Annotated in this window: 16 protein-coding genes; 10 read left to right on the forward strand and 6 right to left on the reverse strand. The window is 39.9% G+C overall.

Annotated elements, in window-relative coordinates; translation table 11 throughout:
* Nucleotides 1-3: 3 nt before the first annotated feature.
* Both DYY65_RS06160 and DYY65_RS06165 read right to left on the reverse strand, forming a co-directional pair.
* The gene (locus DYY65_RS06160) at nt 4-1,008 is read right to left on the reverse strand and encodes an NAD(+)/NADH kinase (protein WP_162477102.1); all 1,005 of its coding nucleotides are present in this window, start codon (nt 1,006-1,008) and stop codon (nt 4-6) included.
* 481 nt (nt 1,009-1,489) lie between these two features.
* Nucleotides 1,490-2,353: a PfkB family carbohydrate kinase gene (locus DYY65_RS06165; RefSeq protein ID WP_162477103.1), complete on the reverse strand. Its 864-nt coding sequence runs from the start codon at nt 2,351-2,353 to the stop codon at nt 1,490-1,492.
* A gap of 701 nt (nt 2,354-3,054) precedes the next feature.
* Between DYY65_RS06165 and DYY65_RS06170 the strand changes: the two genes are divergently transcribed.
* Complete coding sequence (locus DYY65_RS06170) at nt 3,055-3,552, forward strand: hypothetical protein (protein ID WP_162477104.1); 498 nt, start codon at nt 3,055-3,057, stop codon at nt 3,550-3,552.
* Nucleotides 3,553-3,577: 25 nt separating this feature from the next.
* On the opposite strand, the gene DYY65_RS06175 is transcribed toward DYY65_RS06170, so the two are convergent.
* Nucleotides 3,578-4,054, reverse strand: coding sequence for a hypothetical protein (locus tag DYY65_RS06175; protein ID WP_162477105.1), 477 nt, complete (start codon nt 4,052-4,054; stop codon nt 3,578-3,580).
* Between the two features lie 215 nt (nt 4,055-4,269).
* On the opposite strand from DYY65_RS06175, the gene DYY65_RS06180 reads away from it, so the two are divergent.
* From DYY65_RS06180 to DYY65_RS06200, 4 genes are all read left to right on the forward strand, one after another.
* Complete coding sequence (locus DYY65_RS06180) at nt 4,270-5,019, forward strand: 40S ribosomal protein S3a/S1 (RefSeq protein WP_236561702.1); 750 nt, start codon at nt 4,270-4,272, stop codon at nt 5,017-5,019.
* Between the two features lie 102 nt (nt 5,020-5,121).
* Nucleotides 5,122-5,523, forward strand: coding sequence for an RNA-binding domain-containing protein (locus DYY65_RS06190; protein WP_162477106.1), 402 nt, complete (start codon nt 5,122-5,124; stop codon nt 5,521-5,523).
* A complete protein-coding gene (locus tag DYY65_RS06195) occupies nt 5,523-6,080 on the forward strand; it encodes a hypothetical protein (RefSeq protein ID WP_162477107.1) in 558 nt (185 codons plus the stop codon). The genes DYY65_RS06190 and DYY65_RS06195 overlap by 1 nt, the downstream gene beginning before the upstream one ends.
* Nucleotides 6,073-6,402, forward strand: coding sequence for a hypothetical protein (locus tag DYY65_RS06200; protein ID WP_162477108.1), 330 nt, complete (start codon nt 6,073-6,075; stop codon nt 6,400-6,402). Before DYY65_RS06195 ends, DYY65_RS06200 begins: the two co-directional genes overlap by 8 nt.
* Nucleotides 6,403-7,127: 725 nt before the next feature.
* Here DYY65_RS06200 and DYY65_RS06205 read toward each other — a convergent pair.
* Complete coding sequence (locus tag DYY65_RS06205; RefSeq protein ID WP_201449366.1) at nt 7,128-7,406, reverse strand: hypothetical protein; 279 nt, start codon at nt 7,404-7,406, stop codon at nt 7,128-7,130.
* A 152-nt stretch (nt 7,407-7,558) separates the two neighbouring features.
* Nucleotides 7,559-7,882, reverse strand: a complete 324-nt coding sequence (locus DYY65_RS06210; protein ID WP_162477109.1) for a hypothetical protein — start codon at nt 7,880-7,882, stop codon at nt 7,559-7,561.
* 58 nt (nt 7,883-7,940) lie between these two features.
* Between DYY65_RS06210 and DYY65_RS06215 the strand changes: the two genes are divergently transcribed.
* The 5 genes from DYY65_RS06215 (at nt 7,941) to serS (ending at nt 10,989) form a co-directional block, all read left to right on the forward strand.
* Complete coding sequence (locus DYY65_RS06215) at nt 7,941-8,186, forward strand: hypothetical protein (protein WP_162477110.1); 246 nt, start codon at nt 7,941-7,943, stop codon at nt 8,184-8,186.
* Nucleotides 8,187-8,725: 539 nt separating this feature from the next.
* Complete coding sequence (locus DYY65_RS06220) at nt 8,726-9,175, forward strand: 30S ribosomal protein S15 (protein ID WP_162477111.1); 450 nt, start codon at nt 8,726-8,728, stop codon at nt 9,173-9,175.
* Nucleotides 9,159-9,413 carry a hypothetical protein gene (locus tag DYY65_RS06225; protein WP_162477112.1) on the forward strand — a complete coding sequence of 85 codons (255 nt, stop codon included), beginning with the start codon at nt 9,159-9,161 and terminating at the stop codon, nt 9,411-9,413. Before DYY65_RS06220 ends, DYY65_RS06225 begins: the two co-directional genes overlap by 17 nt.
* Before the next feature lie 39 nt (nt 9,414-9,452).
* On the forward strand, nt 9,453-9,722 hold the full coding sequence (locus DYY65_RS06230; RefSeq protein WP_162477113.1) for a KEOPS complex subunit Pcc1: 270 nt from the start codon (nt 9,453-9,455) through the stop codon (nt 9,720-9,722).
* On the forward strand, nt 9,715-10,989 hold the full coding sequence (gene serS / locus DYY65_RS06235; RefSeq protein WP_162477114.1) for a serine--tRNA ligase: 1,275 nt from the start codon (nt 9,715-9,717) through the stop codon (nt 10,987-10,989). The genes DYY65_RS06230 and serS overlap by 8 nt, the downstream gene beginning before the upstream one ends.
* A gap of 103 nt (nt 10,990-11,092) precedes the next feature.
* On the opposite strand, the gene DYY65_RS06240 is transcribed toward serS, so the two are convergent.
* Nucleotides 11,093-11,650 carry a methane monooxygenase/ammonia monooxygenase subunit B gene (locus DYY65_RS06240; protein ID WP_162477115.1) on the reverse strand — a complete coding sequence of 186 codons (558 nt, stop codon included), beginning with the start codon at nt 11,648-11,650 and terminating at the stop codon, nt 11,093-11,095.
* Between the last annotated feature and the right edge of the window lie 723 nt (nt 11,651-12,373).

Raw genomic sequence — 12,373 nt, forward strand, 5'->3', positions numbered from 1 at the left:
GGTTCAAAGCTTGAGTTCGTATATTCTTTGTCTCGCATCCCTCAGTGATGTTTTTCTCTTTACATAGCCTCTGCCAAGAAGGTGACTTAAGGAAAGCCTAACAGTTCTTTCCGGTAGAAGAGTTCTTGTGGTCAAGTCCCGTTGACTGAGTGCTCCTTCGTACTCGAGAGTTTTGAGAATGAGTTTCGCACTAGGCGGCATGCTCAATAATTCTTCTGCCAATTTGACCTTCTTAGTGATAAGCGACACTGCAGCTGAATCTGCCATTAATCTTACAAACTTGGCTGGAAATGGATGCTTTTGACACTCAAGTTCACTTCGAATATGAAACCTGGAGCCGCCGTCTAACACAACTTCACAATGATATCTACTCATAATGTTTGAAATTTTTAATAATGTCTCATTTGGAACAACCAGCGGTCGACGTGTATTGTCGACGGAATTCACTGAGACTACCACAAACACCCGTGACTTTTGCAATACCATTGGTCCGCCAGCTGACATGGAGTAAGCAGTTGATCCGGCCGGCGTGGCTATAATCACTCCGTCACTGTTGTCATGCCAAACGTCTTTGTCGTCGATTCTAAGGACGTGCTCCATTAGTATTGCACTTTTACTGGGGAACACAGCTACGTCGTTAACTACTGGTTCAACTTCCTTTCCATCGATTTTAACTGCTAATCGAAATACTTCATCAATTTCGTAGTCATTTTTCTTTAACCTTGATGCAGCAGCCTCCAAATCTTTAACATCCAGCTGAGCAAGAAACCCAGTAGAATCAGACTCGTACACTCCCAATACAGGTGCTGAATCAGTTACGACCTTATGGAAGTAATTAAGAATCCCTCTATCCCCGCCTGCAACTAATACAAGATCAACTTCATTTGCCAATTTGTGATTAGAGTCCTTTAAAACTTCAGAACTAATTTTTAATAAATCAAGGGTATGTCTCATTTTTAAAACTAATGGAGTATCTCTATAATCGGAGGCAGAAATGGCAACTTTCATGTTTATTTTATTAATATTAAAGTTGGCTTATTTAATTTAAGTTTGAACCCTAAAAAACTCATCAAATTGTAAAATAGTCGTTAAAGCTAAAAGGCGGCTGAATAACATGAACCAGCACCTCTCCTTCCATTATTTCAGTGAAGGAAGGGCTAATAATATAGGACTTGGGGAAGTTGGCAATAGATTGCCTATGTTCTTACCGTGTTTAATTGGGTTAAAACAACAGAAAAAGTGGAGATGTCAGGATTCTTGTATGGGAAGGCAGCCGGGTTAAAAACGAAAAGCTTCCCTCTAAACTGCATATCCATTCTTCGAATAATTTAGCCTTCATAAATGGATATTGGTAAGCCAGTCTCGTTTTTAAACAGTGTTCATTACGTCAATTCGGAGAGGCTTGGCATTATTGCCCACAAAAGCAATGCATTTTACATAAGATAAAAAATAACCATCTTAAGACAAGATCCCTAAGTAGATCTTTATGCTATAGCCTTTGGAATTTAACCACATTATAGTAATAGGAAGCGTTTTGTTCTATAAATGATCCCGAAGGAACTTTGTTCAATCCCATTTTCCTCGTCTCTAGGGCAGCACGCACAGCACCGACACCAAAAGAAAGTGCCCATAATGGATCCTTCTCTCTTATGTAAGAGCAACAGAATGCTGAAGACAAGATATCGCCAACACCAGTTGAATCTGGATAATAGTTCTCTTCAAAGTCTATCCAGTAATGCATTCTGCTACAAACAAGATGTATTCTGCAATAATCTGTAGAGATGACAAAGTCTATCCCTTGACGAGCTTGAAGATGCTGCATTGCTTGTACTCCTGTTAGACCATTTGCAAGCAATGCTAGCTCCATTTGATCGGTTTTGATTGCACTTGCCCCTGATAGATCTAATGAAACCTTATCCACCGGTACAATCAAACCCGTTCGATCGACGCTTCTTGTATATCCCTGTGGATCGATCATGACAAAACCGTTCTTTTTTCCACTAGTTATAGCAGCTCGGAGTACGTCATTTGGTACTTCATCGAGAACAGGACTAATAAGAATGCATTCTGCGTTTATGTTCTCGAGATCTCTAATGGTAAGGGGAGCACCCTTAGATGATAGTCTCAAACTTCTTGAATCTACCCTTTCATTTTTACCTAAACTAATTCGGAATCTAGTTGTCGGAAAGTTGTGGCTTAATTTTGGTTCTTCTATGTTGATGCTTTCAGCGAGCAAAAGTTGCTTGTATTGTTGTGGAAAATCAGTACCTATTTTGGTTACTAGTGTTACATCAAAATTGAAGCGCCGTGCAGTTAGACCACAATAAGATGCAGGCCCTCCAAGGCTCCGCATCTTGGATCGAATCCAAAACCAGGCTTGAAATTATCGCTAGTCTCATGCATTATCCGATTTAAACTACTTTCTCGATTACATATATTGTATACATGTCTGCTCAGTATAGACAGGACAATTATTTAATGCTAGGCCAAACTTATCGCTAAAACATGGTAATCTTGATGCTCAACTCACAAAATCTTACCCCATGAGTCGAGGATAGATATGTTTGTTTCTAGATGGGGTTTAATACTTGAATATCACTTCATGGATGATCCACTCGGACAGGGTTAGACAACCTCTAGTGAGCAGTAGTCAGAATTTTAGAATTTGAAAATTGTCTCTGCATAATCTTCCTAAATTGGCTATACAACACATGTGATGTGTGCTTGAATTCTTTCGTTTGACAGATTCACGCCCACCGCCAATCATTTAGCTACAAAATATTAATATAGTGCTTTCAGAATATTGTCTTAATGTCTGAGGCTGGTTGGGCAATTTATATTGCAACTGCTGTATCCTTGCGGCTATACAATTCGCAGAACGATCTTATCGATATCGTAGATTGAAGGAGAAAAAACACGCCGGAACTATGGGCTTTGAGTATGACGAAGGCCATACATAGCTCAAGTAAATTATTTTTTGTTTCTAATTGTAGTTACTTGAGACTAGACTGGAGCTTCACTGTACCGTTAAATTAAGATTGTTACTAGAATGCTATGAGAGTAAATCTGGAACTAGACGAGCATATAGTAGCCACCTTGCCCAAAGTTTGGGGGAACGAGTTGGGCCTGTTCGGTTTTTTTAATAAGACAAAGGAAGGTATTCTAGCGCTTACAGACCGGCAAATAATATTCATCCCTGAATGGGTGTTCGTTACTCCAAGAGAAAGAGAGCAAAAGTATTTCAGTAATGACCAGGCGAAGGTAACACGCATAGATGGTCTTTCAGAATCTCAGCTCGACGAAGATATAAGTAAACATTCTAAAAGCTTGCTCGTACCATTAGAATCCGTAATTGATGTTAGTAGTGTTACGTTGCGTAAAGTAAATTTCCTGCGCCTGAAATTTAAGGCTGAAAAAAAAGGCAAGACTCGTTCTTACGATTTTGGGATAGCCAAAACTATAACAAATTATCCCATAAGGCAACCGTTGCAATTTTATAACTTGGACTGGGGTGCTTGGGTAAAATTGATAATGGCCTATATGCCTAGCTAGCTCGAACATTTCTTTAATAATGAAGCTAATGCTGCCGGCGCTTGCCATGTATTAGGCTTTTATACTCCAGAACAACAGCATCTTGCGTTTCATCGAGTGGTTCCTTCAAAAATAATACATCAGTTATCCTTTTTTGGTAGTCAAATAATTCAAGTTCGTACGAATTTTTCTTAGGTCGATACAGCGCGAGTCGAAGGAAGGTTGCCCCATCGTAATCTTTCTTGAACGTTTTGAAATGCTCTGAGACGTTAAGTGTTTTCGCAAAAACCCAAATAAAGCCTAAAATACTGGAATCACCATACATTATAAATTCATAAAGGTCTTTAGTCTCCAAAAATCTCATCTTTATTACGTCGTCTGGCCACCATTTAATGACTTTATTCCACGCACTTAGCAGGGTACTTCGACTATTGAATATCAAAATAACTTTTGCTCTGACATCGTAAAACTCGTAGCCTAAACCTAAGAATGCGTCGAACCATCTGAGAGCTTTATTTATCACGACTTTTTTTGGAACTTGCTGCTCGTCATATTTAATTATTCATTCATATTTCCCAACACTACCGCCATTACTAATTGTAAATGCCCTCACTGAACTTACATTATAGCGATAATGACTGTTCTCAATGTTGCCAGTGGTTTTCGTGGCCCTTAGGCCTCTAGTAACAAAGCTTATCTGGAACATGACTTATATTTTGGTAGTAGAGTCTAGATTTTATGGTTAAAGGCGGTAAGCGTGGCGGACGAGTTCGAGACAAGTGGCGAGACAAACAATGGGTAATCGTAAGATCGCCATCAGCATTTGGTGAAAATTATCTCAATTATTTACCGATTACAATCGCAGAGGCAGCTAAAGGACGCGTTATCGAAAACACTATGTTCGATATCTTAAAGCAAGATCCAACTCAACATCAAACAAAAGTATTTCTACAAATAGACAGTGTGAGCGAAGGAGTTGCAAAGACCATTTTCAAAGGTCACGAATACGCGAAAGAATTCTTGAGGAGTTTGATACGGCGCGGGAGCTCAATGATAAATCATGTGCATGACTATACCACGGTGGATGGCTATACTTTCCGAGTAGTACTTATCGCGCTCAGTCAGAAAAGGCTTAACTCATCCAAAAAGCATGAGATTAGGACGGTCGCCCATAAGGTGTTAGGAGAAAAGATCCCAAAACTAAATGTCGACCAATTTGTTCAAGAAGCAACGATGGGCAAGATGAGCGTAGATCTACTTGCAGAAGCAAAAAAAATCGCACCTCTTAGGCATATAGGCATAAAAAAAACAAAATTAATTTCAACCCCGAAAACACCAACAATCGGTGTTAACGCGGCACCAATTGAAGAACCAGAGCCAATTGAAGAACCAGAGCCAATTGAAGAACCAGAGCCAATTGAAGAACCAGAGCCAATTGAAGAACCAAAGTCTATGTCCACACAACATTCTGATGAATCACCAACCTAAAACCAAAATATCACATCTAATTTTAGGAATTATGGCTCCGATGAGATATTTTGTAGGGTATTCCTACAATATTTAGATTGGCTGGTACGACCAGATTCAAAAATGGAAGCATTTTCGGCTGCAGAAATAAGCATAATAATCCATGCCACCGAGGACAAAGATAAGATTTTAAGATCATTAAATGCTTTACTTGGAATTCCCGCAAATAGTTTTTTTGTTAGAGTCGCAAGCGGTCATTGGCAGAATCAGATATTATTTTTGACTAGTCATCTCGACGAAAGACATGCTAACGAGCTGTACTCAAAAATTAATAATGTTTTAAGTGAAGAATCTGGCCTCACAAACCTGTTAGATAAAAAGGGGAACTTGTACATACGGCTAGATAAACAGGCGCTTTGTAAAGGAAGGCTCGCCCTATTAGAAAGCGATTCGGTAAGAATTAAGTTTAACGCCACGGTCAAGCACAAATCAGAAGTATCGACAGTATACAGAAGGAGAAATTAATGCTAAAGAGAAGAGATCTTTGCGTCCATAACAACGATATCGAGAAAGAGCTTAGAACTGCTGAGATTCTTGGGATAGATGAGATAGGAAGCGAATATAGCGGCACTACCAATAAGAACGTCATTTATCGTTTGCACACACGTCCTGCTTACGTCACAACCTTTCCGTATTTGTTAGTTTCAGAAGAGATTGGCCAAATTTCTTCTCCTGGATTGGATGTGTTCGCTATTAGGGATTACCCCAGAGTAAGGTCTGTCCTAAGGAAAAGGGTTAGAAGAGGGTTAGGTCTTGAGATCTTCATTGATGATTTAAGGCGCGCAGAAGGTTCAGTAGTGGGAAAGTGGCTCGACTATATAAGACAAATTTATAAGCTTTCGAAATCAACTAGTTGCCAGCTTATTCTGTCTAGTGGTGCGACATCGCCACGAGAAATGATTGCTGCCCGCTCCTTTGACACATTATTATCGCTTTGCGATATAGATCCAGTAGTCTATTGGAAAGAGCTGGAGAGCTGGCTCGACATGAAAATAGGAAGAAAGTGCTATATAGATGCTTAACCGGCGGGACAAACGGAGGTACATAGCAGTCTGGGATGGATACCGTCACTATGATCGCAAGAAGATTGTAGAAGCAATCAGCAAAAGAGGCCGTGAGTTATTTGGTCATGTAGCGATTGAGAATGCTCGAATTAGATTCATTGAAGAGAATGGAGGCCAAATTAAAATAATGAGCTGCAAACTAGAATTGTTGTCTAGCATTTTGTCAGTTGTAGGGCTATTGCATCCACCGATAGTCTTGCTACGTATTTCAGGTACATTGAAAGCTATGCGAAGAGAATTAGACAAGGATTCATGGAAATTCAGACGTGCGCTGTTATGACCATTTGCTCTAAGGTGTCACATCCGTAGTACATTTTTAGGCCGGAAAATCACAGTTCATGTTTGGGGATGAGGTAAGTAATCGCCGCTCCAGACCGAGTGAAGAACAATGAAGATCTCGCGACGAACCGACCCAAAACGTTCTGGGCACATCTTCCTAATTACGCTTAATTAATTATCATCAGCATCAACTGGGACTGATCAATATATCATACAACAGAAAAATCCATCATATTTTTGTTACAGCCTTTGAGAGCTTGATTCAGCGATATGGAGCTTTTTGATTTTTGTATTCAACAGAAATTGATACTTAGAGCCGTAGGAATTAGGTTCCTATGAGTAGTTCCAAGAATCCAGCATTTCATTCGGCAGTTAATCACAAGAGTGATAAATCCTTACTATTCGCAGTCCGTTGATTCAATAAAAATGATAAATGGAAAGATGGATCATAGCTAGTCGATCTTGATGGAAGGGCATGTATTATCCTACCTGCCATCTTGTAAAGGCAGAAACAATATAACTTCTGAAAGCACCTCGATATTAGCTAGACTTCACGAATCAATATCATAGAAAGTTGAGAAGGAAGTGGAAGATGCTTGATAATCAAAGGGCTAGTTTTCTAATTATTTGCATGGCTAGCTTGTTATACCAATAACAAATGGGAACAAAATGGAGCGAATCAACGACAAAATAAAAGAAATTTGTGGGATAAATAGCTGTACGATTTTACCAGTGGTGTTTTTCGTCGGGGATTTGACCTATCTGTTCCCGTTCAAAGTACCTTTCCAGCTCAGTCATCCATTTCTCTTTAGCAGAACCGCCACCAAGACCCTTTCTTCTAAGCCAGAACGCGATGACACTCAACAGGAACACCGCGAACAGCATAGTGCCAAAGATGTATATGGATACATCATAGAATAGTGGGTCGTATTGAGGTCCAATTTGCATAAGCAAATCTTTAACAGCCGTGCTGATCATTGACACTAGAATTAGGAGAGCGCTCATTATCAATATACAAATTCGAAATCTATGATATATACATTTTGGTCCTAACTTATCCCCCGGTCCAGGTCTGTTAAAACTACCGCGAATTGTCCTATCGAAAGTGCAGACTCGCCAAACAGAAAAATTAAAGGGGATTTAAAAAAATTGAGGTATTAGCTGGTAGCCTCTTTTGTAGGTGACCTTGACCTTATGAAGAATGCAGCCGAGATGCCACCGAATATAATTGCCAGTATGATGATGAACAGCAACGTTGAATTAATTGAGGTTCCGAGCATCGGAGTACCAGAACCATAGGCACCAGACTGTTGAGAACTCGAAACCTTCTCCCTAGCCAGCTTAAGCTGTTGCTCAATGCCGCCAGAAGGCCCACCTCCACCCGTGTACTGTGCGTTTGCCATTTGAAATGCTGGAACGGCAAATGAGGAACCAATCAATGCAACTAATGCAACTGCAGCCATCAAAATTGGCTTATTCATTGTAATACTTATTCCTGCTCCCGATTATTTAACTTTTTGGCAGTTGGAAAAAACTCGTATGCTAGGATTGAGCACCCTTGGCGGACTAGATCTTCATATCTCCGTCAGTGTTATACTCGCTGCCTTAAAGCAATTAAGAAGTAGGCGAACTGAAGGTGATCTCAGGCAAACACAGAAAAAATCCAGTGATTCGATCAAGCAGCATTGGGGAATAAATGCTCGGCCAAATCCGTGTTGCAAGGAATTCCAAAGTTCAATTGCGATTCAACCTGAGCCATATCCTTTTGAGGTCGTTTCTGGTTAATCTCCATTTGCTCTCAATAAACTATGCACGGGGATTGCCATGGAAACGAAATGCTGATTATGATTAGTTTCAATGTGTTTCTACATCTAGCCATTGGTTAGGCGCTGATTTTATCCTCAACATATAAGATGTTCTGGGGGTTTGCTTTATGTGGTCTATCAATAGATTACCTCAAAATGAAATAGAAGTCTGATGTCACCTTTGATGACTGACATCGAAGCCATTATCTACGCCTTGGTTCCTTACCAACATTTTTTCTTGTTTGACATTTTAATTTTACTTTGTTCAACAACGATGACAAAGTTACACTATAGATAGTATCAAGACCCATTGGTGTCCCCGGTCTCCCAATGAGCGACTAGACCTTAAGTGTAGGATGAATGAGGTAGCGTAGTCCAAGCGACAAAACTACCCACCTATTTCAATTAGGCAAATCGTAGCAACAGGTAGTAGCACAAAATAAGCAAGAGTAAATGTCAAATTGCTTTCGAGCTCTATTGAGTAACATTTAAGACATACGCGTGAGTTCATGGTAGCAAATGGCTCGCATACACGCTCATACCCGTGGGAAATCACATTCTGTTCGGCCTACTTCGAAAAGCATATCGCCATGGCTTGCATCAAGCCCAGCTGAGATTACCGATACAGTTGTCAAATTATCGAAAGAAGGCCTTAAACCTAGTGCTATAGGCAATAGTTTGCGCGATGAGTATGGTGTAGCTCTATTAAAAGTAGCCGTAGATAAGACGCTTTCAGAAATATTACGTGAAAATGGAATTAAGGAAGATATGCCTGAGGACTTAAACCAGTTAGTCCAGAAAGCATTAGCACTACAAAGACACCTGAGAACACATAATTCTGATCATAGGAATGTCCGTTCGCTTGAGCTGATTGAAGCCAAGATTCACAGACTATCAAAATATTATAAACGTCATGAGAAAATCCCAAAAAATTGGAAATACGCTTCAGTCATTGCTCAGCTCGAGTAAGACTGGAAAATGTACGGACGGTTCATCGAAGCCTTTTTGCGAAAAGATCAAATCGATAGCCGAAAAAGGTTACAATGCCTATATTCTTGCACACAGTGATGTCGATGGTCTAGTTTCGGCTAGCATTGTCTCATTAACATTAATAAGACTTGGGGCCAAATGTGTAGCACGGGCATTCCATGACATTTCTGACGAATCAATAAGAGACTGTGCAAAATTTGCAGAGTTCCATCTGTGAGATTTGATGATTTTTTATCGTGCATAAAGAGGGTAATAATTGAGTTCAATTCGAAAAACTACGCCTGAAATATCTATTAAGCTTCAATTAAGTTTTGAAAAAAAAAAACAGCTATACGCATTATTGAAGTCACTCAAGCCAGATAATATTGACTTTCCCAGTGGTTTATCGATGGAAATGTTAACTGATTATGACAATACCTTGGTTATCAAACTTTCATCAAAGGGTGGATTCGGGAAAATAATAAACACTGTGGATGAAATACTAGAGCATATCTCCATAGGTGTGAATGTGATCGCAAATGCTTGATCCTAAACTATTGAGGGAAAACACTGAAGCTCTCAGAGCTATGTTAAAGAATCGAAAATACGAATTTCCCTTGGACGATTTAATTGACCTGGATAATAGACGCAGAAAATTGATTGTTCGGGTAGAGGAGCTTAGACGGAAAAAAAACCTGTCTGCGCTCGCCATATCTAACAAGGTCAAGAATCAAGCAGATCCATCATTGGATAGAGAAGACATGGGAATAATAGGTAAAGAACTCATTAATTTAGAAAAGGAGCTTCGAGACCTGGAAGATAGGTTTAGGCGTTCAATGATGACCCTTCCAAATGTCATTGATAAGTCGGTTCCCATTGGCAAGGATGAAACAGAAAACGTCGTACTGAGATATACTGGGACAATTAGGGATCTTGACTTTGCCCTCAAAGATCATGTAGATATTGCTAATTCGCTTGATCTGCTTGATCTCGAACGCGCCGCAAAGATTGCAGGCGCAAGATTCTATTTTTTAAAGAACGAGCTGGTTAGGTTGAATTTGGCTCTAGTTAATTATGCTCTGGATTTTCTGGTGGAAAGAGGGTATATACTTACGCAGCCGCCATACCTAATCAGGAAAGAAGCTATGGATGGAGCTGTAATATTTTCAGACTTGAAAGATATGATTTACAAAATCGAGGATGAAGACATGTACTTGATCGGAACGTCGGAACACTCACTTGCCGCGATGCATATGAACGAAATCCTTGGTGGGAAGACTTTACCACTGCGGTACGCTAGTACTAGTCCTTGCTTTAGAAAAGAGGCAGGCGCCCACGGCAAAGACACTAAGGGCATTTTTAGAGTGCACCAATTTGAGAAAGTCGAACAATTTGTCTATTGCAAACCGGAACAATCAGAACAGCAACACCGACAAATTCTAGCGATTTCAGAAGAGTTTTATCGAACCCTTGGTATACCATATCGAACTGTTCTTCTCTGTTCAGCAGATCTAGGAAAAACATCTTCCAAGACCTTTGACATCGAAGCGTGGATGCCAGTTCAGGGCAGTTATAGGGAAATTGTATCTTGTTCAAATTGTGCAGACTTCCAAGCTCGTAGGCTCAACGTAAGATTCAGAGACAAAACAAATGAAAAGACTCAGTATGTTCACACCCTAAATGGTACATTGGTGGCAACGGAAAGAACCATCGCATGTATCATGGAAAATTACCAAACTTCAAAAGGCACTATTGAAGTCCCAACGGTGCTTCAAGATTATATGTCAGGCGTTAAAGAAATTCGTAGAATTTAGGTTGTAAGCAAATTTTATGTCGGCAATATGCCAGTGATGTACGAAGAGCACTATATCTGAAGCAATAAAAAATGCAAAAAGAAATAAGAAAAAGATCGATTTTCTAGATAACTTGCCAGGGTCTTGTAGCGAATGTTACTCCTAAGCCTGCACCTATGAGTATTACCTGATAGGCAACATTACCCCAAGGAACTGGTTTCAAGATGGCCGGACCTGTGACCTGAACTGTTTGGCCTGGGCCTAATCCTGGTCCTATATGCTCAATATTAAGCTGCGTGTGGACGTGATAGATTCCGGGTTCTAATGCTCTAACCGTGATAGAGTATGGTATTGATTGCTGCGGATTGATCGTAAAGATGTTGCCTGGCGGATCCCTTGCAAGGAATTCCCATCTATTACCCGCATTTGTAGAGTCGCTGAATAGCGATAACCATGCTCTTAAGGGGGTATTGACAAGGCTTTGAAGTGTACCTGTAACAGTTACCGTATCTCCAGTATGAACTGTTTGCGCTGAAAATGATTCATCTAAAATCCTTACAAATCGACTCTGAAGCTGTGCTTGAACCCCATGTGCGTGAGCCATCGGTATGGATGCATATCCGGTAGACATGACAGCTAGTGCTGCTATAACAGTCACGACTAAAGTCTGACTTTTCATCATGATTCTATACTACTATTTCACATATAGTGCAAAGATATATGCTTTGCTGTGATATACATTTTAATCATGAGGATTTCTTATAGTCGATATCCGCTGGCTCCCATGGGAGCAAATTCGAACCTTTGACCCTACATTAAGTTTCAAAGTTCTATCTTTTTATTTCATTTTCTCAAATTGGTAGTTGCCAATTTTTCTTACTAGTCCTGTACGATTGATCAATAGTTACGGTAGGCAATAATGGGAAGAGGTTCAATACTCATTTAGGGTAAGATAGGACGGTTGGAGTAATAACGATTAGAAATAAGCTTCATGGATTTCCATAGCAGCCAAAATTAGCTTAGAAGAGAGTGATGGCGGTACTTTGAGTCCACATCATGGTTACAAATTCGTTATGATGGTGGCTGTGCTACCTAAGAAGCGAGAGAAAATGGAAACCAAGAAATCGGTTTCTGAATTTGAATGGCACGTTTGCCGCAGTTCGAGATATAAACCACCTCTTTATTGATCTTCGCAGACCAAAAATTAGGATTCGATCCAACCTTTCAGCTCTTAACCAGTTTGTTGTATCGTTTAGTATCAACAATGATAATCACCAATGATGATCACAAGTGCAATTCAATACCGCTGATATAATAGTTACAACTATCAGCCACATTGTTCAAAATATAATAGCCAAAATGTGAGTCCTTTTGATATTATTTTATAATATGATAAAATATTTGA

Source organism: Nitrososphaera sp. AFS (assembly GCF_009898475.1).
Lineage (GTDB): Archaea > Thermoproteota > Nitrososphaeria > Nitrososphaerales > Nitrososphaeraceae > Nitrosopolaris.